We start from the raw sequence: 24,865 nt of genomic DNA, 5'->3' as shown, positions 1-24,865 counted from the left end.
GTTGCTTATTATAGATGCCATATTAGTACATGGCATCTATAATAAGCACATTACTTGAAGCTAGGAAAGAAACATAGAATACTTTCCTTAAATTGCTTCATTACTATAAATAATGAATGTAAGAAAATAGTATATATGCCTTATGCAATTTTAAAGTAGTTACATATTATGGTAATAAGAATTGTATAAGGAGGTAGAATGAAAGAATGCAAGAAAATGTACAAGTTGAGCTTTTACCACCGTGGATTACGTATTTTAATGAGCTTAAAAATTCTATAGGTGCTGATCCAACTGTAACAGTTGGTCCACTTATTCCAGTTGGTGGGAATTTTATTATTTTAGTACAAGCTATGAGTAATGAAAAAGCGATAGCATTAGCTACGCTTCTTAAACCGTTCGTGGAATTTGGAAATGTAAGTGTAACGGTTGTTGTTAGTAACGAAGAAAGTGTGATTGTAAATCCGCTTCCATGTCCACTAGATGCATTTGAAATTGCACATTTATTTCAAGTAGCGTTAGAAAATAATCCTTATTTTCAACAAGTTGTTGTACAACCACAGCTACCAGGTGGAGCGAATGTTATTTTTCCAGTTTTTGCTGCGAAAGTTATTCAATTTTTTAACGATGATATTTCAAACCTTTGTCAAACGTTTACAGGTGTTGCTGCCAATGTATTTCATGATGTAATGAACGACGTTGTGTGCGATTTCCCTATTTTATTCTCTACAAGCTGCGTTACAAGCACTAGTGATGAACGATTTGTTATTGAAGGGAATATACAAAATAAGGATATAACCCCAAAACTGTATTATTAAAATCTGAAAAGACATTTTCCTGAATCGAAAATGTCTTTTTCTTGTACATAAAGAAAAAAATAACTAGACAGCTTTTATTATTTAGCTGCCTAGTTACAGGGAGATTGAAAAATATTGGAGGTCAGTTATGAGTATAAGCTAAAATAGCTTACATATAGTATGCACACTATTTATAGTTTTATCCCGATATTTATAGTAAGAAAGTTAAATTTGTCTATTTAATTTAAAGAAAAATATTCTAGATAGGTTATATATTTTGAAAAAATGATGAGATTATATTTATTTATTTTATGGAGAGTTTGTATTAGGCGTATGAGTCTAACAATAATACAAGCTTTGAATAAGATAATAAAAAGGAGTTGATTAGTAATGGGTTATATTGTAGATATTTCGAAATGGAATGGAAATATTAATTGGGATATTGCAGCGTCTCAGCTAGATTTAGTTATTGCTAGAGTTCAAGATGGTTCGAATACGGTCGATTTTATGTATCAAGGTTATGTGAAAGAAATGAAGAAACGTAGTATCCCATTTGGGAATTATGCATTTTGCCGTTTTATATCTATTTCAGATGCAAAAAAAGAAGCGCAAGATTTTTGGAATCGTGGCGATAAAAACGCTAAATTTTGGGTGGCAGATGTAGAAGTTCAAACAATGGTAGATATGCAAGGCGGGACTCAAGCATTTATTGATGAATTACGCCGATTAGGAGCAAAAAAAATTGGTTTATATGTAGGACATCACACGTATGTATCATTTGGAGCTCGCAATATTGATGCTGATTTTATTTGGATCCCTCGTTATGGAGGGAATAAGCCAGCATATCCTTGTGATATTTGGCAATATACTGATTCAGGAAATGTTCCTGGTATTGGAAAATGTGATTTGAATCAATTAATTGGGAATAAAAATCTTTCTTGGTTTATAGGTTCAAATCAAACAAATCAATCTAGTATTGGAGACAGTAAGCAACCAAATGGAATTGGTATTGCAGTTTCAAAATATGATGATGGATACGGCATTAATTTATATGAAAATCCTGCGAATCCGCAGTTTATAGGAAGACTTACGAAAAAAATCCCATATTTAATCTATAAAGGTTATTGGGGAGGTGGCGAAAAAGATATGATTTGTTTAGGTGGTGAACAACAGTGGGCTAAGTTAGAACATTTTAATGTACAATGGTTTTATGCATATTCAAAGTACACACCTGGATATGAAATTAGAACGTACGATGGGCCAAACGGGAATGATACAGGTGCGGTCGATGGGAAGGTCCCTTATCGTATTTGGAATCGTCAGGATGGATATATAGATATAGGTGGGAACAAATGGATCAAAGAAGAACATGTACAGATTAAATGATGTTAAAAAGTCGGCTTTATGCCGGCTTTTTTATTTAATAAAGCTTGTCTCTGGCATGAAGAGAAATACTTGCAGAAAACACATTGATTTCACAATAGCGCTGTATAGTTCCTAATATACATTTATCAAAGTGAGGTATTTGAATTGAAAAAGAAAAAGCTATTTATGGGAACTATTATTGCATGTGTGGCGCTAACATTGTCTGCGTGTGGTTCCTCAGAAAATGTTGCAACATCAAAAGTAGGAAACGTGACAGAGAAAGAGTTAAGTAAAGAATTAAGGCAAACATATGGAAAAAGTACTTTATCTCAAATGATGTTAAATAAGGCATTGCTAGATAAATATAAAGTTTCAGATGAAGAAGCTAAAAAACAAGTAGAAGCAGCGAAGGAACAAATGGGTGACAAGTTTAAAGTGGCTTTAGAGCAAGTAGGATTAAAGAATGAAGATGAATTAAAAGAGAGAATGAAGCCAGAAATTGCACTTGAGAAAGCGATTAGAGCGACTGTCACAGATAAAGATGTGAAAGATAACCATAAACCTGAAATGAAGGTAAGTCACATTTTAGTGAAAGATGAAAAAACTGCGAAAGAAGTAAAAGAGAAAATAAATAATGGTGAAGATTTTACTGCTTTAGCGAAACAGTATTCGGAAGATACTGGTTCAAAGGAACAGGGCGGAGAAATAGCTGGTTTTGCTCCTGGTCAAACTGTGAAAGAGTTTGAGGAAGCTGCGTATAAATTAGATGCAGGACAAGTAAGTGAGCCAATAAAAACATCTTATGGTTATCATATAATAAAAGTGACGGATAAAAAAGAATTGAAACCATTTGATGAAGTAAAAGATACGATTCGAAAAGATTTAGAACAACAAAGACTGCAAGATGCGACAGGTAAATGGAAACAACAAGTAATCAATGATCTATTGAAAGAAGCAGATATTAAAGTAACAGATAAAGAGTTTAAAGATACATTTAAATTCTTAGATGAGAAATAAGGTTTAGAAGAAAAACAGAGATTTAGCATAATGCTATATTTCTGTTTTTTTATTTTCAATAGAAAAGGGAACTCATATAGAGTTCCCTTTTCGCATTAGTGTGTGAGTTATAAATAGATAGTAAGACAATACAATATTACATTTAAATATTAAGAATTACAATAGGAAAATTTGGATGTAGATAAAAGGAATAAGCAATTAAATTCGCAAAATGCTGAAATGATAATGTTTTAGTTAATTAATTTTGTTAAATATAAACTAAATATATTTTCTTGGAGAGTGAATTGAGGACATAATTTAAAGAATGGTACATATCATATTTATTGGAGTATAAATTAACTTTATAGGAAGTGACATGTTGAACATTTAGTACAAAAGGATGTTCTTAATGATGATAAGAATTATTTATCCCGCTATTTGTGGGCAGTAAGACTCCCACCTCAAAATTCGGCGAATGCGAGGGAATTAGGTGGGACATCAACTGCTCGTAAAAGCCCGATTGGTGAAGGCTAATAATCAGTGGGCGATGGACAAAACCCCCACTGATTAAAGTTTCACTTTATTAAAATAGGATGAATATTTTTATATTTACTAGATTATTAAATTAATTTGGGGGAGAATATATGAAAGTTATTTTTAAGAGAGAAGGCGGGGGGAAAATTTTTGAATCATCTAATGAAAATGTAAGCGTTCTATTAGCTGTATTAAAAGAAACAAAAGGGATAAAGATTGGGATGGTTGAGTATGAAGTATTAGAATATAAACTGGAATATTATCGGAATCCGAAAAAAACAGAAACAGAGAGAGAATTACATATTATAATGCAACCCAAGCATATTCAATAAAGAAAGTGAAAAATTAATGAGTGTGAATCTTACTGCCTGCAAATAGCAGGATAAATGGTAGTAATTGTCGATATGTATGAAACTTATGAGGGATGAATTGTTTTACATCATAAGTTTCTAAAGCTTTGTGAGTTCGTTCATAATAAAAGTGTATGCTTTTGTTGAAGGATGGTTAATGAGATATAGCTGAAATTTGTATTCCAGAAAGAACGTTAGTTAGGATAGAAAAGTAAAATTAGAAATATAATTAGTTCAATAAAAGCGACTTCACATTAGGTGGAGTCGCTTTTATTGTTGCTACACGTATTCTATGATGCGATAGGAAGTGCAAAGAAATTTGATTAATAAAAGGGAGTAATAAATGAGTATGAATAAACTTCATATATTAAAGTTGCATTTTGTTTGAAAAATTTACATGTTGCACTTCCGAAAGAACGTTCGTTCGTGTATAATTAGAACGAATGTTCTTTCGGAGTGGAGATTTCTACAAATTCATAAATAGTTTTGAATTGGAAAGCTACGCTACATATAAATAAGAGATGGATAAAGTGTATCTAGAAGTGGAATTTCTATTCTTATGAATGGATAGATGTAGAAAATTGAGGAGTAAAGAAAATGAATTATGTAAAGGTACAGGAAAAAGGAAGAGAGTGGGTTCCGTTTACAGTAATGTCGGAGCAATTATTAAGTATGAAAAAAATTATTGGAGAGAAATTAAAAGTCCAAAGACCGCTAATAACAAATGAAGCGAAAGACAGCATTTCAGACAAATTATTAACTTCATTATTGTCTGAAGAAGAGATGTTAGTGACATATTTTGAAGAAGGATACATACTTACGAGTTATATGACAGTGGTTCATATAAATCCGATTCAACAAATTGTAAAATGTACAGATGCATTTTATAAAACATATATATTTTCTGCAATGGACATAATTGATGTAACCTAAAAGAAGCTGAATTTTGAAGTTTAGCTTCTTTAATTTAGCCAGCTATTTGCGGACAATTAGATTTACACCTCAAAATTCGGCTGTGAGTCAGGCTATCTGTAAAAACCTAATTTTTTGAAGAGGTGAAGAACTAAATGAAAAAGCAGCTAGATGCAAGCTAGCTGCTTAGTCCCAGGGAAAGGGAGAAAAAGATTGGCACTCAAAAAATCGACGATAGCTGTGTATCAGCCTGAGTATAGTATAGACAAATTTTAAAATGTTATACAAAAATGATTACAGAGTTGTTTAGGCCGTACCAACTTGGTTTTGATCTGCTAGATCAGAATCAAATGTATTAGTCGCGCTAACCCCACTAAAAGTGTTCACTACGAAACCAACGTTAGATGCGCCAGAGCCGTTATAAGCTTTCGTATTCTCTTTTGGGGAAACATTGTAGAAATCACCTAAGTTGAAAGATCCGTTACTATTTTGTACAACTAAATTCCCAACAACTGAGGGCATAATTTTCACCTACTTTATAAGTAATTGTTTGCATTACTATATGAAGGTACAGTCTAATTGGTTCATTTGACAAATATTCCGGAATAGAAAAATGTTTGAAGCTTTGTTTAATCAATCGAGCAAAAAGTATGTTAAAATTAATGAAGAGCTGAATTTTAAAAAGAATAAATTTGAATAATTAATATATATGGAATTAAAGGTGGCAAAATGTAATGGATAATGTTATAAAAACAGTGGATTTAACAGATGCAGAATCAAGTAAACTTGTTGCTTTTATTTATAGTAATGATGTCACATTGATCGAAAAAGCATTTTGTCCTAATGAAATAAAATTAAATTTTAATGAAATAGCAATTTTATCGGCAATTAAAACCGCATATATTACGAAAGTATCTATAAGGAAAGAACTTGAAGCGATTTTTCACGATACAGGCGTTTTATTAGTAAAGCAAAATGTTGAAAGGAATAGTATTCAATCTATAACAATGCATTTTGAGCAATTTAAAAAGTTGCAAAATGAGATTGAGAATTTAAATAAAAGTATGTTATAAGACTAGGTGGAAATTCTTTGATAGAGGTGGGATCTGTTAAGTTGAAAAAGTGGATTGAAAAGTATTTGGATAAATCGAACCGTAAACATAAATATACTTTCATTAAGGTGTAACCTATATTTATCGATGTGAGAAATGTAGGGAATAGAAGATACAATTTAAAAATAATAGCGATACAAACAAAAAGAGTAACTATGATGGTTACTCTTTTTGTTTGTAATATGTAATATTAAAAATACTTCTAAAGTATGAAATGAATTGATACTTAAGTGAGAAGTTGAATAAGAATAAAAAGAGTAATATTAATGGAAAGGAGGAGATGAAGTTGGAGCGAAACGACATTGGGAAACTTGTAATTATTACTGGAGTAACGCAAGGGTTAGGACGTGCAATGGTTGATAGGTTTCATGAATTGGGGTGGAACATAGTAGGGTGTGGACGCTCAAAAAATAAAATTGAAGAGCTTAATAAATATTACGGTGCTTCACATGATTTTCAAATAATTGATGTTTCAAATCATCACCAAGTTAGTAAATGGGCAAGTCGTATTCTTAATAAGTATAGGGCTCCCGATATGTTAATAAATAATGCATCGATTGTTAATAAAAATGCACCTCTATGGAAAGTTACTGCACAAGAATTTGAAAGTGTAATGAGTGTAAATGTGAACGGGGTAGTAAATGTCATTAGGGCGTTCGTCCCGGCGATGATAGCTAGGAAAGAAGGAATTATTATTAACATGAGCTCTAGTTGGGGAAGAGAAGGCGAGGCTGAACTTGCGCCATATTGTGCCTCGAAGTTTGCTGTTGAAGGTATCACGCAGTCAATGGCAATGGAACTACCAAATGGTATGGCAGTAGTTGCTTTAGATCCAGGTGGCAGTATTAGCACTCCAATGCTTGACTTATGTGCACCTCAATATGTAAAAGTATCTCCTACACCTGAAATGTGGTCACATAAAGCAATTCATTATATATTAAATATATCAATAGATAAAAACGGTGAGTCATTGACATGTCCGGCATACATTCATTGAGAAACTCCTTGTCAAAAAGAGCGCCTGAAAGGTGCTCTTTTGTATATTAGTACATTATGTGATGCACAAAATTACATATGAAAAATAGAATAATGAATTAAAGGTGATATTTGTTTGTTTTGAATGTACTAGAAAATTTAAATATAGGTGATGGGAAATGAACCTACGCGATTTAGAATTGACAGGTGCCTGGTTTCAAGTAGGAGGAAATCTTATAGCAGCAATTGGAACAACTAGAGGGTTTGCAGGGGAAGAAAAGATTGAGTCGGATCTCGTTATTGTAGGGAGTTCATTACAAGCTCTCGGATATATATTACAAATTATAGCAACTAATGATGCGAAGGATGAAGATAAATGTGAGAAGCAAGAGGTAACTATAGATAATAAAAATAAAGCGCTAGCGAAAACGGGGATTGAGTTATTAGCTTTAGGTAATATTTCAAATGTAATAGGAACGTATTTTAATCTCAATGAACAAATGAAAGAAAATGATTTCCTTATAATTACTGGAAATAGTTTGCAATCAATTGGCGCTTTTTTAGGAGTAGAAGTAGCATTGAATGAGATAAATGGAATACAGTGGATTATCGTATTAGGGAATTCAATGCAAAGTTTAGGTGCGGGATTACAAGCATATGAAGGTATTAAAAATATATCAAAAGAAGAAAAGGGAAAAGAAGACAGTAATATAGATAAAGAAGATCAACGTATACTAGGGCTAATAGGTATTTGGATACAGGCAATAGGTACTGTAATTTCAGCAATTGGATTAACCGAAATAGTAGAGGAACAACGATTGGAATCTAAGAAAAGGTGATGAAATACTCATTTCAATGAAGTTTGGAGTATTTCAATTTTAGAAGTAGGACAAGATGGATGTGTTAATTGTTTTTGTAGGCTTTTTCATATAGGCGTAGAATATACATATAAACGAACAGGTGAAAATAACTTGTTAACGTTAGTGAGAGGCTTCTTATTTAGTTATACTATTATATGTGATTTTTGTAATGATGAGTTCTTATATACGCTTTTAGAAATAACATGATTTCATAGGTTTGATAGTGTAGGAGATGGATGGGGAAGAAGCGAAAAATAAACATTAAGGAGTTTTTCAGACATGATGTACTTATTAGCAATTCTACTTCCGCCGGTAGCTGTTTTATTTTGCGGAAAGCCGTTTCAAGCGATTATTAATTTCATTTTAACCTTAATTTTTTGGGTTCCAGGAGCGATACACGCAGTTCTTGTCGTACATGATAAAAAAGCCGACAGGCGACTTAAAAAACAAGTTCAGGCGTATGATGAAATTAATAAAAGAAATAGAAGATAAATTGCGATTGGCATACAAAAAAGAAAGGGGATTTGATTCGCCTTTCTTTTTTGTATGCCAATCAAGTTTAAATTTTAGTATAGCGGTAAGAATTTTTAATATAAGTATTATGATAATAACTTTTAGAGTGTGCGTTTAATAAACCGGTGTAAATGCTTTCTGGCACATTGAAGAAATCATACATACCATTCTTTAGTTGAATACGTAAAATCATAGAAAAAGGATTATAGCCAACAGCAACTAATTTTTTTGAAATAACGGGAGATAGCTTCATCATTACGCAACTCCTTATTTTTCATTTTAGATGGTTTCTTGTAGAGAAGGGGATTGTCGTGTTGAAATCCTAATAATTAAAGGAGTATTATACTTATATGCAATATATCAAATGTTTGTTATACGTAATTATAAGGAAGTTCACACGAAGTACATATCGTTGTGCTATTTTTATTTCACCTTTGATTTATAAATAAGAAAATATTGACCATTTGAAAAAAAGGTATATTATTTATACGAGGTATTAAAAATCCACTTCTTACATTCTATGCTTTAAGGGGCAGTATTATTAGAAAAAATAGAAGTGAAAATAGTTTGTATAAGAAGTATTCTAAAATGTATAATCTGTGAATTGGGAAAATATTGAATGCTCCAGGTCAATATACTTTCTTGATTAAATGTATTTGGGAAAGTGACCTCAATATTTTCAAGTAAATCAACGGGAGAATTGAAAGGCAGGAGAAAGTAACATGTCAGAAAATTATCGTTCTCGAGAGGAGCGACGACAAGTTCAAAAGAAAAAACAGCCAGCTTCTAAAAAAACAAAACCAAAAGGTAAAACATCGTTTTTTCGTAAATTTTTAATCAGTTGTTTACTACTTGGTATTGTAGGTTTAGTGGCAGGGGTTGCTACCTTTTTCGTAATGATTAAGGATGCACCAAAACTTGAGAAAGCAAAACTTGTTAATCCGTTATCCTCAAAAATTTATGATAAAGACGGGAATTTGGTATATGAATATGGGAAAGAAAAGCGGACGAATGTTACGTATGATCAAATCCCAAAATTAGTAGAAAATGCATTTTTAGCAACAGAAGATTCGCGTTTTTATGAGCATAGCGGAGTAGATTTTAAAGGTACTGCTCGTGCAGTTTTAGTTAGTCTTAAGGGGGATTATGGCTCTCAAGGTGGTAGTACGATAACGCAGCAAGTTATTAAAAACTACTTCTTATCGATGGAAAAAACATCAAAACGTAAAGTTCAGGAAATATATTTAGCGTATAAGTTAGAACAACAGTATTCAAAACATGAAATTTTAGAGATGTATTTAAATAAAATTAATTTAGGTAATCGTTCATATGGAATCGCAACAGCAGCACAAAACTACTATGGTAAAGAATTGAAAGATTTGACATTACCAGAAGTTGCGATGCTAGCTGGCTTACCAAAAGCACCGAATAACTATGACCCAACGAAAAAAGAAAATGTTCAAAGGGCAACAGAAAGAAGAAATACTGTACTAAACTTAATGAATAGACATGGTTATATTACAAAGGCAGAAATGGAAGAAGCATCGAAAGTACCAGTGGATAAAAATATTAAGAGTGCAGCTGAACTACAAGCGATGCCATATACTGCATTTATGGATGCAGTAGTGAAAGAAGTAGAAAAGGAAATACCAGATGTTAATATTGGATCTGATGGTTTAGAAATTTATACAACATTGGATCCAAAAGCACAGAAATTAGCTGATAATATTTTGAATACAAATATTATTAATTATCCAAATGATAAATTCCAAGGTGCTTTCACATTTATGGATACGAAAACTGGAGAAGTTCGCGCTATAGGTAGTGGGCGCGGTGAAAATAAAGCAGTATTTAAAGGGCATAATATGGCGATTGAATTAGATCGTGCAGCTGGTTCAACGATGAAACCAATTTTTGATTACGCTCCTGCAATTGAATATTTAAAATGGGCTACTTATCATCAAATTGATGACTCTCCATTTAAGTATTCAACTGGCCAAGAAGTTAGAAATGCAGATAGAAGTCATTTAGGGCCAATCTCAATGCGTGAAGCACTAACAAAGTCACGTAATATCCCAGCTATTAAAACAGCTAAAGAGGTAGGTATTAGTAAATCGAAAGAGTTCTCTGAGAAATTAGGTATTACATTTAATGTAGCACCGACAGAATCAACAGCGATCGGTACAAATGAAGCGTCACCAACTGAAATTGCAGGTGCTTATGCGGCATTTGGGAATGACGGTAAGTATACGAAGCCGCATTTTGTTAAGAAAGTAGTTTATCCAGACGGCAAGTCACAAAGTTTTGGACAAAAACCAAAATCAGTTATGGCGGATTCTACAGCATATATGATTACTGATATGCTTCGTTCTGTAGTTACATCAGGTACTGGTACATCGGCAAATGTGGCCTCTTTAGATGTAGCTGGTAAAACAGGTACAACTAACTATTCTTCAAAACAACTAGCACAATATGGAATTCCAGAAAGTGCAACTCGTGATAGTTGGTTTGCAGGATATACACCGCAATATACGATGGCAGTATGGACTGGATATACGAAAGATGGTAAAGACGAGTATATTAGTAGTAAAAATACGAAAATTGCACAGTTGATCTTTAAAGAAATGATGAGCGAGATGGCTACAGATAAATCACGCTTTAAAATGCCAAGTAGTGTTATTCAAGAAGGTAGTGAATTGCGTATAAAAGGTGAAAAACGTGATTCATCTCCAAATACTAGCGTACCGGATACAACGGAACAACCAAAACAAGATCAACAGCAAAAAACTGAAGAAGAGAAAAATCAAGAGGAATTAAAGAAACAGGAAGAACTTAAGAAACAAGAAGAGCAAAAGAAACAAGATGAACTTAAGAAGCAAGAAGAGCAAAAGAAACAAGATGAACAGAATAAGCAAAATGAACAAAATAATGGAAATGGTCAAGGAACTCCAAATCCACCAACTAATGGAAATGGCCAAGGAACTCCAAATCCTCCAACTAATGGAAATGGCCAAGGAACTCCAAATCCACCAACTAATGGAAATGGTCAAGGAACTCCAAATCCGCCAACTAATGGAAATGGTCAAGGAACTCCAAATCCGCCAACTAATGGAAATGGCCAAGGAACTCCAAATCCACCAACCACTGGAGGTGGCCAGGAAACTCCAACCCCACCAACTACTGGCGGGAACACAGGAGAGGCTCCTTCCAATAATGGACAATAAATAATGCATTTTAAAAGCACCAAAGGTACCGGGAAAACGGTTTCTTTGGTGCTTTTTGTATTATAAAGAATATTATTTTTAAATGTTAAAAGTACCATAAAAATTTTGAAAGTAAATTGATGGGAAATGATAAAAAATTTGAGTTGGTGGTATTGGATAACTAGGGCTATAAAAAGTAGTACTACTAGGGTGTGTACCATGATGCCAAAATGAAGGGGTGACTTGGTCAGTCGATTGATATTGTTGCCAAGCGGCAGGAAGTTCGATACCAACATCAGAACTTGCTGTATGAACGGCAGGAACATGTATTGAGGGAGCTGCTGGGACAACGGCGGTTATTCTTGGTGATACCCACATGAAAACGATCACTCCTAAGTTTCAATGATAAAGTAGTATATTCTTTTAATGCTTATAAAGGTACATATAGATAGGATTTTCGGTTAAAACATACGTACAAAGTCGTAAGACCAATGTGAATTGATGGTGGACCATTTATTACGAAAAGATACGCCTATTAGCGGAGGGAAAAGGAATATGAAACATATACAATGGATGTGTTAATCGTAATATTTTACGTGTTTATGGAGGGATTTTAATGGAACGATTATGGACGAAATCATTTATACAAATGACTATCGCGATGTTATTTTTATTTACAGGGTTTTATTTACTTGTTCCAACGCTCCCGCTCTTTATTAAAGAGATTGGTGGAAATGAATCACAAGTTGGGCTGATGATGGGAATGTTTACGATAGCCGCAGTTGTAATACGACCGATTATTGGAGGTATGTTAGATCAATATGGTAGAAGATCTTTTATTATTTTCGGACTCATCTTTTTTGGAATAACGATGTATTCGTATAATTTAGCATCAACTATTGTCCTTTTAGCTGTTTTACGCGTTATTCACGGAGTGACGTGGGCTGTTTCTACAACAGCAGTTGGAACAGCGATAACTGATATTATTCCAGATTCACGTCGTGGTGAAGGGATGGGCTGGTATGGCATGGCGATGACAATCGCGATGGCAATTGGCCCGATGATTGGATTATGGGTTGTACAAAATTATTCATTTCATGGTCTATTCTTGTTAGCAACTCTTTTATCCTTTATGGCAGTCGTATTATCGTTAATAACGAAAATGCCATTCACGCCACAAAAAGAAAAAGGGAAAATTCAGCTGTTTGAAAAATCCGTTTTATCAATAACGGTTGTTGTTTTCTTTTTATCATTTGCATATGGAGGAATAACAACATTTTTACCGTTATTCGCGTCATCAATTGATGTGAATCCTGGGACATTCTTTCTTGTATATGCAATTGCTTTAACAATTGTACGACCTATTTCAGGAAAACTATTAGATAAGTATGGAGAAGTTTTTATCATACTTCCGGCACTATGTATTACTATTTTAGCGATAGTTGTACTAACGATTTCAAATGGTTTGATAGGTGTAATGATTGCAGCGGCATTATATGGTGTTGGATTCGGTTCAGCACAGCCCGCTTTACAAGCAGCGATGCTGACAATTGTTGATCCTAGTAAAAGAGGAGTTGCTAACGCTTCATTCTTTACCGCTTTTGATTTAGGGATTGGATTAGGTGCGATTTTACTTGGAGTTGTTTCACAAATGTTTGGTTACCGTATTTTATTCGCAGGTAGTGCAATTTCAGGATTAATAGCTTTAATTATATTTGTCATTTTTGTAAAACAACGATTAGGCAAAAAAGATTTTGCGTATAAAGCATGATGAATCTATTTGATGTATTGTAAGGTACGGAGGAAATAGCTCAATTCAGCCCGGATATTCTTTAGGGATTGTTTCTGAGAAACCAGTTCGGGAAATAGTGCCAGTTGAGAAAGACGGTAGTTTATTTTTATAGATTTTGATGATCTTTCGTACTTTCAAAACTATGAATTAGTTGTAAGCTATCGTAAAGAAACGGAAGAAATTTAATTTAATTATGTAAAATAATAATTTTATTAAAAATAAATAAATTTTATATAAGAATTATATTTATGGGAATATGAAATAAATATTATAAAAAACCGAGCTGTGCATGAGTGCAGCTCGGTTTTTTATGTTTGTTGAAGAAAAAGGGATTAAAGGTATATTTAGTGGGATTATATGGATAATTGTTATATTTCGTTTTAAAAAATTGTAAAAGGATGTCTGTCCTTTCTTTATAAAAGATGAAAGTTATTTTTGAAAAATAGTATTATTACATCGGTAAAAGTATAGGATACTTATTATTATAAAATAAATTGAAATCTTCTAAAAACTCTGATACATTGAAATAGAAATGTAGTTTCATATTATTGTAAAGGCTTACAGTTATGTGCACGAAGATCTATTAGGATTGGAGGAAATAATGATGAAAGCTGAAGAAAAATTTTCCCCGGGATTAGATGGTGTAGTAGCAGCGGAAACGAAAATTTCGTTTCTTGACACAGTAAAAGGTGAAATTGTAATTCAAGGGTATGATTTAATCGAACTCTCAAAAACAAAAGAGTATTTAGACATTGTGCACCTTTTATTAGAAGAACGTTTACCGAATGAGGATGAGAAAGCAACAATTGAAAAGAAATTAAAAGAAGAATATGCAGTGCCAGAAGGTGTATTCAATGTTCTAAAGGCATTGCCTAAGGAAACGCATCCTATGGATGGGCTACGTACAGGTGTGTCCGCATTAGCTGGTTACGATAGTGATATCGAAAACCGCTCGTTAGAAGTGAATAAAAGTCGAGGATACAAGCTTTTAAGTAAAGTGCCAAATATTGTAGCGAATAGCTACCATATTTTAAATAATGAGGAACCAATTGAGCCTCTTCAAGAATTGTCATATAGTGCGAATTTCTTCTATATGTTAACTGGAAAGAAACCAACTGAACTTGAAGAGAAAATCTTTGATCGTTCCCTTGTTTTATATAGTGAACATGAAATGCCAAACTCTACATTTACAGCACGCGTTATTGCATCAACGCAATCCGACTTATACGGTGCTTTAACAGGAGCAGTTGCATCCTTAAAAGGAAGTCTTCATGGCGGTGCGAATGAAGCGGTTATGTACATGCTTTTAGAAGCTGGTAATGTTGAGAAATTTGAAGAGTTATTACAGAAGAAACTATATAACAAAGAAAAAATTATGGGCTTTGGACACCGTGTTTATATGAAAAAGATGGATCCAAGAGCACTTATGATGAAGGAAGCATTAAAGCAGTTATGTGATGTGAAAGGCGATTATACACTATATGAAATGTGTGAAGCTGGAGAAAAAATTATGGAGAAGGAAAAAGGAATTTATCCGAATCTTGATTATTATGCTGCTCCAGTATATTGGATGCTTGGTATTCCAATTCAACTTTACACACCAATCTTCTTTAGTTCTAGAACAGTAGGGCTATGTGCACACGTAATTGAGCAACATGCGAACAATCGTTTGTTCCGTCCACGTGTAAATTATATTGGCGAGCGACATGCATTTAGTAAATAAAAACAACTGGGGAGTTGTTAGCGCCGCCCGCCTGATGGGTGTTTGACCGACACCCATCATTAATAATAACGAATTTTCGACAGAAAGGGAAGAATAGCATGATTAAAACAAATGAAATTAAACAAAAAGATGCATTATTAGAAGAAATTACGGACTATGTATTAAATAAAGAGGTTACAAGTGCAGAGGCATTCAGTACGGCTCGCTACGTATTACTTGATACACTTGGATGTGGAATTTTAGCACTACAATACCCAGAGTGTACGAAATTATTAGGACCAGTTGTACCAGGAACAATCGTGCCAAATGGTACACGTGTACCAGGAACATCTTATGTGCTAGATCCAGTAAAAGGCGCATTTAATATCGGATGTATGATCCGTTGGTTAGACTATAACGATACTTGGCTTGCAGCAGAATGGGGACATCCATCTGATAACTTAGGCGGAATTTTAGCAGTAGCAGATTATATTAGCCGTGTTCGTATTTCAGAAGGAAAAGAACCATTAAAAGTACGTGAAGTACTAGAAATGATGATTAAAGCACATGAAATTCAAGGTGTACTTGCTTTAGAAAACAGCTTAAACCGTGTTGGTCTTGACCATGTATTATACGTAAAAGTAGCAACAACTGCAGTAGTTGCGAAAATGCTTGGCGGAACGCGTGAAGAAATCTTTAATGCATTATCACATGCGTGGATTGATAATTCTAGTCTTCGTACATATCGTCATGCTCCAAATACTGGTTCACGTAAATCATGGGCAGCAGGAGATGCGACGAGCCGCGGTGTTCATCTTGCAATGACTGCTCTAAAAGGTGAAATGGGTTACCCAACAGCATTATCTGCGCCAGGATGGGGATTCCAAGATGTATTATTTAATAAACAGGAATTAAAATTAGCAAGACCGCTAGAATCTTATGTAATGGAAAATGTATTATTCAAAGTGTCATTCCCAGCAGAATTCCATGCACAAACAGCTGCAGAATGTGCTGTGAAATTACATCCGGAACTTAAAGAAAGATTAGATGAAATTGATCGTATTACAATTACAACTCATGAGTCAGCAATTCGTATTATCGATAAAGAAGGTCCATTAAATAACCCAGCTGATCGCGATCATTGCTTACAATACATTACTGCAATAGGTTTATTAAAAGGAGATATTGTTGCGGATGATTATGAGGATGTAGTAGCGAATGATCCACGTGTAGATGAATTACGTAATAAGATGGTTGTTGTTGAAAACAAACAGTACAGTTTAGATTACCTTGACCCGAACAAGCGCTCAATCGCCAACGCTGTTCAAGTTCATTTTAAAGATGGTACTGTAACAGAAAATGTGGAATGTGAATACCCACTTGGCCACCGTTTCCGTAGAGACGAAGCAATTCCAAAAGTTGTTGGGAAATTCACTGCAAATATGGCAGGTCATTATTCTAGTAAGCAACAAGAAAAAATCCATGAAGCTTGTCTAAATGAAGAAAAACTAGAAAATATGAATGTAAACGAATTTGTAGATCTATTCTTAATTTAATAATAGGAGGAATTTATAATGGCTTGGGTTGTGAATAAACAGTCAACACAAGAGGAGCTTGCGAATCGCTTCCGAGCTTTAGTAGAAGCAAATGAAATTTTGCAAATTCCAGGTGCTCATGATGCAATGGCGGCTCTTGTTGCGAAAAATACAGGTTTTTCAGCTCTATATTTATCGGGAGCTGCTTACACTGCAAGTAAAGGTCTACCAGATTTAGGTATCGTGACATCTACTGAAGTAGCTGAAAGAGCAAGAGATCTAATTAGAGCTACAGATTTACCAGTTCTTGTTGATATTGATACAGGATTTGGTGGAGTACTAAACGTAGCGAGAACAGCTGTAGAAATGGTAGAAGCGAAAGTAGCGGCTGTTCAAATTGAAGATCAACAATTACCAAAAAAATGTGGCCATTTAAACGGTAAGAAACTTGTTACTACAGAAGAATTAGTTCAAAAAATTAAAGCGATTAAAGAAGTTGCGCCAAGTTTATATATTGTAGCACGCACAGATGCTCGCGGCGTGGAAGGATTAGATGCAGCGATTGAAAGAGCGAATGCATATGTAAAAGCAGGGGCAGATGCAATATTCCCAGAAGCGCTTCAATCGGAAGAAGAATTCCGTTTATTTACTAGCAAAGTGAATGCACCTTTACTAGCAAATATGACTGAGTTCGGAAAAACACCATATTATAGTGCAGAGGAATTTGCGAATATGGGCTTCCAAATGGTAATTTATCCTGTAACTTCACTTCGTGTTGCCGCAAAAGCATATGAGAATGTGTTTACGCTAATTAAGGAAACGGGTTCTCAAAAAGATGCACTTTCTAATATGCAAACGAGAAGTGAATTATATGAAACAATTTCATATCATGACTTTGAAGAGTTAGATACTGGAATTGCAAAAACAGTATTATCTGAAGATCAATAGGTAGAAGGATTTAGGCGATGAAAATACATCTTTGGCAAAACGAACTGCTTGATGTGAAAAATCATCGCCTTCTGTTTTCAATAATAAGATATTCCACTCATCGTAGACGAGCATATGCAAAGAGCAACGAAGGCCGAAATGATAGGGGGATTCAGATGGAGAAAACAAAGTTACCATGGGATGAATTTTTTTCACTCAATAAAGATGTGAATAATACTTTCTTTACACCAGAAGATTTTTCAGGGGATGAAGATTTAATTGCAAAAACGACAGAACAATTCGTTAAACAAGAAATTGTCCCGCAAATTGAGAATATTGAACAACATAACTATAAAGTTTCTCGTCAATTATTTGAGAAAGCTGGGGAACTTGGATTATTAGGCATTGAGGTACCAGAAGATTATGGCGGATTCGAGTTAGGAAAGGCTGTCTCAGGTCTTGTAGCAGAGAAAATGGGTTACGCTGGTGCATTTAGCGTTTCTTTTAATATACATGCCGGTGTAGGTACATTGCCTTACATATATTATGGAACGAAAGAACAGAAAGAAAAATATTTACCGAAAATCGCATCGGGAGAATGGATTGGGGCTTATGCTTTAACTGAGCCAAATGCTGGTTCTGATGCATTAAGTGCAAAAACGAGTGCAGTATTGAATGAAGAGGGTACTGCTTGGAAGTTGAATGGTGAGAAGCAGTGGATTACAAATGCTCATATGGCAGATGTATACGTTGTTTTTGCGAAGACAAATAAAGGAATGACAGCGTTTATTGTCGAAAGAACATGTGAAGGTGTATCAATAGGATTAGAAGAAAAGAAGATGGGGATTAAAGGTTCTTCAACAGCGACGCTTATTTTAGAAGATGTTGTCATCCCCGCTGAAAATATTTTAGGGGAAGTTGGGAAAGGGCATCACGTAGCTCTTAATATTCTTAACTTCGCTAGACTAAAACTTGCTTTTGGAAATATTGGAACAGCAAAACAAGCAATCGGTTTGTCAGTTCAATATGGAAAAGAGCGAAAACAGTTCCAAACGGAATTAGTAGATTTTACGATGATTCAAGAGAAAATTGCCAATATGATTATTTCTACATATGGAGCAGAAAGTGCAGCTTACCGTACAGCGGGTGTAATTGATGAAGCAATTCATGAGAGTGATGAAGATCTTATGAAAAAAATGTCCCAATTTGCAATTGAATGTGCACTGAATAAAGTAAACGCTTCTGAAACACTTGCTTATATCGTAGATGAAGCTGTACAAATTCATGGTGGTTACGGTTATATGCAAGAATACGAAGTAGAACGATTATATCGTGATGCTAGAATTAGTCGTATTTTTGAAGGAACGAATGAAATTAATAGATTAACAGTTGCAAAAATGTTAATGAAGCAAATCGAGAAAATAGAAGATGCTGAAGTAGAAATTGATGTAGCAAATGTAGAAAGAAACCATCGTTACATTTTATTAGCGAAAAAATTGTTGAAACAATCTTTGAAAACGCTCTCTAAAACTCCAGGAATAAAAATTGAGCAAGAGCAAGAATATTCACGCGTATTATCAAATATGTTGACGGACGTGTACGTCATGGAATCAGCATTTTTACGTACGAGGAAAGCAGTTAGTAAAAATGGTGAGGAAAAAGAGCGTACGAAGCAAATGATAACAGATGTTATTTGTGAAGAAGGATATCGTAAAGTAGAAGAATCCGCGATTTCCATTCTTTCAGCAGCTGTCACAGAAGAACAAAATAGACAAGAAATATTAGCTGAAATCCGTCAATTATTAGTGCCTTTATACTCAAACTTATTTACGAAAAAGAGAGATATTGCGAAAGTTATTATAAATCGCGGGAAATATATTGTGTAAATAGGAGGAAAGCGATATGAAAAAGATTGGTTTTATCGGTTTAGGTAACATGGGTCTTCCAATGTCTAAAAATTTAGTTAAATCTAGCTACACAGTATATGGAGTGGACTTGAATAAAGAGGCGGAAGCTTCCTTTGAAAAAGAAGGAGGAATTATCGGCCTATCGATCTCAAAACTAGCAGAGACATGCGATGTGATTTTTACAAGTTTGCCTTCACCTCGTGCTGTGGAAGCGGTATATTTTGGGGAAGAAGGATTATTTGAAAATAGCCACTCGAATGTAGTTTTAATTGATACAAGTACAGTATCTCCACAATTAAACAAACAATTAGAGGAATCGGCGAAGGAAAAGAAAGTAGACTTTTTAGCAGCACCTGTTAGTGGTGGGGTAATTGGTGCAGAAAACCGTACATTAACGTTTATGGTTGGTGGATCGAAAGAAGTATATGAGAAAACTGAATCTGTCATGGAAGTGCTTGGAGCGAATGTTTTCCATGTTAGTGAGCAGATTGATAGTGGTACAACTGTTAAATTAATTAACAATCTATTAATTGGTTTTTATACAGCTGGTGTGAGTGAAGCTTTAACATTAGCGAAAAAGAACAATATGGATTTAGATAAAATGTTTGATATTTTAAATGTAAGTTACGGTCAAAGTAGAATTTATGAGCGTAATTATAAAAGTTTCATTGCATCAGAAAATTATGAGCCAGGCTTTACTGTAAATTTATTGAAGAAAGATTTAGGATTTGCAGTAGATTTAGCTAAAGAAAGTGAACTTCACTTACCAGTAAGTGAGATGCTATTAAACGTATATGAAGAAGCGAGTGAGGCAGGATATGGTGAAAACGATATGGCTGCTTTATATAAGAAAGTTAGCGAACAATTAATTTCTAATCAAAAATAGTGCACTTATAAAAACCATGATAAAAAAGGAGAGAATATAATGATTACAACTGAAATTAAACGAGTGAAAAATCATATTAATGGCGAATGGGTAGAATCTACTGGTACGGAAGTAGAAGCGGTTCCGAATCCGGCAACTGGAAAAATCATCGCTTACGTTCCACTTTCTCCAAAAGAAGATGTTGAAAAAGCTGTTGAAGCGGCAAAAGCGGCATACAAAACATGGTCTAAAGTGCCAGTTCCAAATCGTTCAAGACAACTATACAAATATCTACAACTGTTACAAGAAAATAAAGAAGAGCTTGCAAAAATCATTACGCTAGAAAACGGTAAAACGCTAACGGATGCAACTGGTGAAGTACAGCGTGGTATTGAAGCGGTAGAACTTGCAACATCAGCACCAAATTTAATGATGGGACAAGCTCTTCCGAATATTGCTAGTGGAATTGATGGATCGATTTGGCGCTACCCAATCGGAGTTGTTGCTGGTATTACACCGTTTAACTTCCCGATGATGATTCCATTATGGATGTTTCCACTTGCAATTGCTTGCGGTAATACATTCGTATTAAAAACATCTGAAAGAACGCCACTTTTAGCTGAGCGACTTGTAGAGTTATTCTATGAAGCTGGTTTTCCAAAAGGGGTATTAAATTTAGTACAAGGCGGAAAAGATGTTGTAAATAGTATTTTAGAAAATAAAGATATTCAAGCAGTTTCGTTTGTTGGCTCTGAGCCAGTGGCACGCTACGTATATGAAACTGGTACAAAAAATGGTAAACGTGTACAAGCGTTAGCAGGTGCGAAAAACCATGCGATTGTAATGCCAGATTGCAACCTTGAGAAAACAGTACAAGGTGTAATTGGGTCTGCGTTTGCAAGTAGTGGAGAGCGCTGCATGGCATGTTCAGTAGTAGCAGTAGTTGATGAAATTGCTGATGAATTCATTGATGTATTAGTAGCGGAAACGAAGAAGTTAAAAGTAGGTGACGGTTTCAACGAAGATAATTATGTTGGACCATTAATCCGTGAATCTCATAAAGAACGTGTTTTAGGCTATATTAATAGTGGTGTAGCAGATGGAGCAACTTTACTAGTAGATGGCCGTAAAATCAATGAAGAAGTTGGAGAAGGTTACTTTGTTGGTGCAACAATCTTTGATGGTGTAAATCAAGAAATGAAAATTTGGCAAGATGAAATTTTCGCTCCGGTATTAAGTATTGTAAGAGTAAAAGATTTAGAAGAAGGTATTAAGCTGACAAATCAATCGAAATTTGCGAATGGTGCTGTTATTTATACATCAAATGGAAAACATGCACAAACATTCCGAGACAATATTGATGCTGGTATGATTGGTGTAAACGTTAATGTTCCAGCACCAATGGCATTCTTCGCATTTGCAGGAAACAAAGCTTCATTCTTTGGAGATCTTGGTACAAATGGTACGGATGGCGTTCAATTTTATACACGTAAAAAAGTTGTAACTGAGCGCTGGTTTTAATAAAGTGAAATGATAATGAGTGGGGTGCATTCCCACTCATTATCAAAATAATACAAACGAAAATACACTACTTCATTATGAGTAGTGTATTTTCGTTTGTATTGTGTTAACTATTTCTTTCAAAGGCTAATTTAATACCAAACCCAATTAAGACGATTCCTGTAATCCCTTGAATATAACGCTGTGTCTTCGGTTTTTTCATAAAAGCACTAATTTTATCAATTAAAAATATATAAAAAGCAAACCAAATGACTGTTAAAATGAGATAAGTAAGTCCCATAACGAGAAGTTGTATAAATGTATTATGATTTGGATTTAAAAACTGTGGTAAAAAAGTTAAAAAGAAGACTGCAACCTTAGGGTTTAGTAAATTTGTAAGAAACCCTTGGCGAAAGCAAGAAGTATGTTTATCATTATTTATTGGAATGTCATCTGTATTTAAGTCTTCTGTGTTTCTTACTGCTAAAAGGGCTTTGATACCAATATAGACTAAATATACAGCACCAACATATTTAAAAATAGAAAATAAAAGAGCAGACTTTACAATAAGTGCTGAAAGACCAATTACAGCAGCTAAAGTGTGAATTAAAAGCGCAACACAAGTACCAAAAACAGTTCTTACGCCGCCGATTTTGCCGGCAATCAATGTGTTTTTCGTAGCCATTGCTGTATCAGGACCGGGTAGAATAATAAGACATATAGACATAATAATAAACAGAAAAAAATTTTCCATAATGTTATCCGCCTTCCTTTGTTGTTTTTAGAAAATTCGATTAACGTTAGTTTAACATACATTTTAGTTAAATAAAATTAAATTATATTTAAAATTATTTAACTAAAAAGAAGAGGCCATATAGAGTAGCTGAGAGTGTGCTACAATATATGGCCTCTTTGTTTAAGCGTTAAGTAAGTTAAAGAATCGATTTACATCTTCTTCTGAAACATCACTTAATTGTTTATATTTATAATTTGGATTTTGGTCTTTATCAACTACAACGGAGCGTACTCCTTCAAAGAAATCTTCATGTCGCATGAAGTTTTTAGCGAGTATAAGATCTGTCGCGAAACATTCTTCAACTGACTTTTCTTGGCCATCAATAAACTGTTTTAATGTTACCTTTAATGAAACAGGCGATTTGGATAATAGCTTTTCTTTCGTTGTTTGGGCAAATGGACTTTGATCTTTCTCTAACGATTGAATGATTCCCTCAATTGTATCGAATGCAAAATGCGAATTAATTTCTTCTACTGAAGAAGAAAGATTGCCATCTAAGTTTGGAGCAGTTGCAAATGTACGAATAACTTCTTTTAAATGAGTATGTACATCTTCTTTTTTCCAATTTACATTTTCAAGTGCGGTAAGGAAATTTGGTAATGAATCTGATGTCATAAAGTAATCAGCAGCGTTAATATATAATACATCAGGAGCTTTTAAAATAGATGCCGTTAAAGCAACATATCGACCAGTATATCCAGGCGCTTTATTTAAGAAATAAGCAGCACCGACATCAGGGAAGAAACCGATGTTCATTTCAGGCATTGCCCACTTCGTACGCTCTGTTACAATTCGATACGTTGCTCCATTTGTCAGACCGACACCACCGCCCATTACAATTCCATCTAAACAAGCGATAATTGGTTTTTTGTATTGATAAATAAATGTATCAATTTCATATTCTTCTTCAAAAAACTGCTCTGCATGTTGTAATGCAACTTCGTTAGAACGTGCTTCGTATAGCGTTTTAATATCACCACCTGCACAAAAACCTTTCGTACCAGCTCCTTTTAAAACGATGAGTTCAATAGACTCATCTTGCTCCCATTCTTTAAGTTTTTGCCCAATTGGTTGTAACATGTCATAGGATAAAGAATTAAGTGCTTTTGGACGGTTTAAAGTAATAGATGCAACGCCGTTTTCGCTAACAGAAAATAAAACGTGTTCAGTCATTATAAATCCTCCCTTACTTATCTTTCTATTCTTATTTCTTGATACATGCTGAAATGTCCTCTATAATTTTTGTCTAAATTAGGTGCTTAATGTTAGTATTTATCGCATATTTTGACGAGTTATATTTGCAGGATTTCAGAGAATGAAGAGGAATATTACAACATTACTGTAAGCGCAATTATTTGAAATCATAGTGTTGAAGGCGCTATTATATGTATAACTTAAATTGAGTTAGTATACGTGGCGTAACAATGCATTAAAGAGTGGATGTAGAAAAGATCAAAAGGCTGAATTATCTAACTTTTAAAGAGCGAGGGGTTTGTATATAATTAGAAATAGAGAAAGGAGAGATCGGAATGCCAGGACCTTTACTATTGTCGGTAATTATTTTGTCATCTCTTATGGTAGGAATTACACAGTATTTTCATCATACAGATACGACAGAAGAAGTGAAAGATAAGGTACGTCTCGTGTTTCCGATTTTTATAATATCTATTTCCATATGTTTTTTATTAAATAAAGATGGGTATGTTGTGGCCGTATTCGCGTTTTTTGTAGCGATTGTCTTAATAACTGTATTGTACTACGTTATGAAAGAGTACTTACAAAAATAAGGATGCCTGAAAGGGTATTTTTATTTTTTGTAAAATGATAATTTCACATACCGTATTTTATACAAAAAAACATAAAATATTTATAATTAAAAAAGTATGTACATCGCGGTGTATTTACTTGTCAATCTTGCATGACCACTATACTATTAAAATGTAGAGATTAGAAAAAAGGGGTTGTATCTAGCATGAAATTTGAGATGCATACAAAAATTATTTCAAATGAAAAAGAAGTAAGATTACATATAGAAGATAATTTATTTCAATTAATTTTAGATGGTTATCATCTATTTACTATTCAAGAAATATTGTCTTTATATAAATCAAACGAAGAAAGAATCGGTAGTGCAATTGTCCAAAAGTTAGAATGGGAGAACGGAAAAACTACACTAAACTATCAGCTTGTTTCACTACAATCAGTAAACTAAAAGGAGAAGGGTAAT

24 protein-coding genes and 1 pseudogene are annotated in these 24,865 nt (G+C 34.1%); 20 read left to right on the top strand and 5 right to left on the bottom strand.

Annotation, left to right across the window (positions count from 1 at the left end; translation table 11 throughout):
- Window positions 1-206 precede the first annotated feature (206 nt).
- The 5 genes from MR155_RS04525 (at window position 207) to MR155_RS04505 (ending at window position 4,972) form a co-directional block, all read left to right on the top strand.
- Window positions 207-815, top strand: coding sequence for a hypothetical protein (locus tag MR155_RS04525; protein ID WP_219302197.1), 609 nt, complete (start codon window positions 207-209; stop codon window positions 813-815).
- A 369-nt stretch (window positions 816-1,184) separates the two neighbouring features.
- Window positions 1,185-2,180 (top strand): glycoside hydrolase family 25 protein, encoded by a 996-nt coding sequence (locus MR155_RS04520; protein WP_002136170.1) that lies wholly within the window; start codon window positions 1,185-1,187, stop codon window positions 2,178-2,180.
- Window positions 2,181-2,324: 144 nt separating this feature from the next.
- The gene (locus MR155_RS04515) at window positions 2,325-3,176 is read left to right on the top strand and encodes a peptidylprolyl isomerase PrsA (RefSeq protein ID WP_002031835.1); all 852 of its coding nucleotides are present in this window, start codon (window positions 2,325-2,327) and stop codon (window positions 3,174-3,176) included.
- Window positions 3,177-3,799: 623 nt separating this feature from the next.
- Entirely contained in the window at window positions 3,800-4,021 is a 222-nt protein-coding gene (locus tag MR155_RS04510; RefSeq protein ID WP_219302199.1) for a hypothetical protein, read from the top strand.
- 615 nt (window positions 4,022-4,636) lie between these two features.
- Window positions 4,637-4,972: a YolD-like family protein gene (locus MR155_RS04505; protein WP_113937814.1), complete on the top strand. Its 336-nt coding sequence runs from the start codon at window positions 4,637-4,639 to the stop codon at window positions 4,970-4,972.
- A 285-nt stretch (window positions 4,973-5,257) separates the two neighbouring features.
- On the opposite strand, the gene gerPF is transcribed toward MR155_RS04505, so the two are convergent.
- The gene (gene gerPF, locus MR155_RS04500; protein ID WP_001141569.1) at window positions 5,258-5,473 is read right to left on the bottom strand and encodes a spore germination protein GerPF; all 216 of its coding nucleotides are present in this window, start codon (window positions 5,471-5,473) and stop codon (window positions 5,258-5,260) included.
- Between the two features lie 212 nt (window positions 5,474-5,685).
- Between gerPF and MR155_RS04495 the strand changes: the two genes are divergently transcribed.
- From MR155_RS04495 to MR155_RS04480, 4 genes are all read left to right on the top strand, one after another.
- Window positions 5,686-6,024, top strand: coding sequence for a hypothetical protein (locus MR155_RS04495; RefSeq protein WP_219302200.1), 339 nt, complete (start codon window positions 5,686-5,688; stop codon window positions 6,022-6,024).
- A 325-nt stretch (window positions 6,025-6,349) separates the two neighbouring features.
- Complete coding sequence (locus MR155_RS04490; RefSeq protein ID WP_242308391.1) at window positions 6,350-7,060, top strand: SDR family oxidoreductase; 711 nt, start codon at window positions 6,350-6,352, stop codon at window positions 7,058-7,060.
- Between the two features lie 157 nt (window positions 7,061-7,217).
- Complete coding sequence (locus MR155_RS04485) at window positions 7,218-7,877, top strand: DUF6944 family repetitive protein (protein ID WP_219302202.1); 660 nt, start codon at window positions 7,218-7,220, stop codon at window positions 7,875-7,877.
- A 300-nt stretch (window positions 7,878-8,177) separates the two neighbouring features.
- On the top strand, window positions 8,178-8,390 hold the full coding sequence (locus MR155_RS04480; protein WP_002085763.1) for a YqaE/Pmp3 family membrane protein: 213 nt from the start codon (window positions 8,178-8,180) through the stop codon (window positions 8,388-8,390).
- A 67-nt stretch (window positions 8,391-8,457) separates the two neighbouring features.
- On the opposite strand, the gene MR155_RS04475 is transcribed toward MR155_RS04480, so the two are convergent.
- Window positions 8,458-8,667, bottom strand: coding sequence for a KTSC domain-containing protein (locus MR155_RS04475; protein WP_002085762.1), 210 nt, complete (start codon window positions 8,665-8,667; stop codon window positions 8,458-8,460).
- 466 nt (window positions 8,668-9,133) lie between these two features.
- Between MR155_RS04475 and MR155_RS04470 the strand changes: the two genes are divergently transcribed.
- The gene (locus MR155_RS04470; RefSeq protein WP_242308389.1) at window positions 9,134-11,635 is read left to right on the top strand and encodes a PBP1A family penicillin-binding protein; all 2,502 of its coding nucleotides are present in this window, start codon (window positions 9,134-9,136) and stop codon (window positions 11,633-11,635) included.
- Between the two features lie 78 nt (window positions 11,636-11,713).
- Here the strand turns inward: MR155_RS04470 and MR155_RS04465 are convergent, their stop codons facing one another.
- Window positions 11,714-11,992 carry a hypothetical protein gene (locus MR155_RS04465; RefSeq protein ID WP_219302204.1) on the bottom strand — a complete coding sequence of 93 codons (279 nt, stop codon included), beginning with the start codon at window positions 11,990-11,992 and terminating at the stop codon, window positions 11,714-11,716.
- 238 nt (window positions 11,993-12,230) lie between these two features.
- Between MR155_RS04465 and MR155_RS04460 the strand changes: the two genes are divergently transcribed.
- The 8 genes and pseudogenes from MR155_RS04460 to MR155_RS04425 all read left to right on the top strand — a co-directional run bounded on the left by MR155_RS04460 (window position 12,231) and on the right by MR155_RS04425 (window position 21,863).
- Window positions 12,231-13,385: an MFS transporter gene (locus MR155_RS04460; RefSeq protein WP_002031843.1), complete on the top strand. Its 1,155-nt coding sequence runs from the start codon at window positions 12,231-12,233 to the stop codon at window positions 13,383-13,385.
- Window positions 13,366-13,592, top strand: a pseudogene (locus tag MR155_RS04455) (HesB/YadR/YfhF family protein). Before MR155_RS04460 ends, MR155_RS04455 begins: the two are co-directional and overlap by 20 nt.
- 415 nt (window positions 13,593-14,007) lie before the next feature.
- Window positions 14,008-15,129 carry a citrate synthase gene (gene mmgD / locus MR155_RS04450; RefSeq protein ID WP_002127276.1) on the top strand — a complete coding sequence of 374 codons (1,122 nt, stop codon included), beginning with the start codon at window positions 14,008-14,010 and terminating at the stop codon, window positions 15,127-15,129.
- Between the two features lie 98 nt (window positions 15,130-15,227).
- Window positions 15,228-16,664: a 2-methylcitrate dehydratase gene (gene prpD / locus MR155_RS04445; protein WP_242308381.1), complete on the top strand. Its 1,437-nt coding sequence runs from the start codon at window positions 15,228-15,230 to the stop codon at window positions 16,662-16,664.
- A gap of 18 nt (window positions 16,665-16,682) precedes the next feature.
- A complete protein-coding gene (gene prpB, locus MR155_RS04440) occupies window positions 16,683-17,591 on the top strand; it encodes a methylisocitrate lyase (protein WP_002136186.1) in 909 nt (302 codons plus the stop codon).
- Window positions 17,592-17,746: 155 nt separating this feature from the next.
- On the top strand, window positions 17,747-19,456 hold the full coding sequence (locus MR155_RS04435; protein WP_043313537.1) for an acyl-CoA dehydrogenase family protein: 1,710 nt from the start codon (window positions 17,747-17,749) through the stop codon (window positions 19,454-19,456).
- Window positions 19,457-19,472: 16 nt separating this feature from the next.
- Entirely contained in the window at window positions 19,473-20,363 is an 891-nt protein-coding gene (locus tag MR155_RS04430; RefSeq protein WP_242308361.1) for an NAD(P)-dependent oxidoreductase, read from the top strand.
- 39 nt (window positions 20,364-20,402) lie between these two features.
- Window positions 20,403-21,863, top strand: coding sequence for a CoA-acylating methylmalonate-semialdehyde dehydrogenase (locus MR155_RS04425; RefSeq protein ID WP_113937822.1), 1,461 nt, complete (start codon window positions 20,403-20,405; stop codon window positions 21,861-21,863).
- Between the two features lie 106 nt (window positions 21,864-21,969).
- Here MR155_RS04425 and MR155_RS04420 read toward each other — a convergent pair whose 3' ends face one another.
- Together MR155_RS04420 and MR155_RS04415 are read right to left on the bottom strand one after the other, a co-directional pair.
- Entirely contained in the window at window positions 21,970-22,599 is a 630-nt protein-coding gene (locus MR155_RS04420; protein ID WP_242308913.1) for a LysE family translocator, read from the bottom strand.
- A gap of 159 nt (window positions 22,600-22,758) precedes the next feature.
- Complete coding sequence (locus MR155_RS04415; protein WP_242308358.1) at window positions 22,759-23,811, bottom strand: enoyl-CoA hydratase/isomerase family protein; 1,053 nt, start codon at window positions 23,809-23,811, stop codon at window positions 22,759-22,761.
- A 356-nt stretch (window positions 23,812-24,167) separates the two neighbouring features.
- On the opposite strand from MR155_RS04415, the gene MR155_RS04410 reads away from it, so the two are divergent.
- Both MR155_RS04410 and MR155_RS04405 read left to right on the top strand, forming a co-directional pair.
- Window positions 24,168-24,425: a hypothetical protein gene (locus MR155_RS04410; RefSeq protein ID WP_001119412.1), complete on the top strand. Its 258-nt coding sequence runs from the start codon at window positions 24,168-24,170 to the stop codon at window positions 24,423-24,425.
- A gap of 185 nt (window positions 24,426-24,610) precedes the next feature.
- On the top strand, window positions 24,611-24,850 hold the full coding sequence (locus MR155_RS04405) for a DUF2584 family protein (protein WP_242308356.1): 240 nt from the start codon (window positions 24,611-24,613) through the stop codon (window positions 24,848-24,850).
- The last annotated feature ends 15 nt before the right edge of the window (window positions 24,851-24,865 follow it).

It is taken from the genome of Bacillus cereus group sp. BfR-BA-01331 (assembly GCF_022663915.1).
Classification (GTDB): domain Bacteria; phylum Bacillota; class Bacilli; order Bacillales; family Bacillaceae_G; genus Bacillus_A; species Bacillus_A mycoides.
Note: the sequence above shows the minus strand (reverse complement) of the source record. Positions and strands in the feature narration are given on the sequence as shown.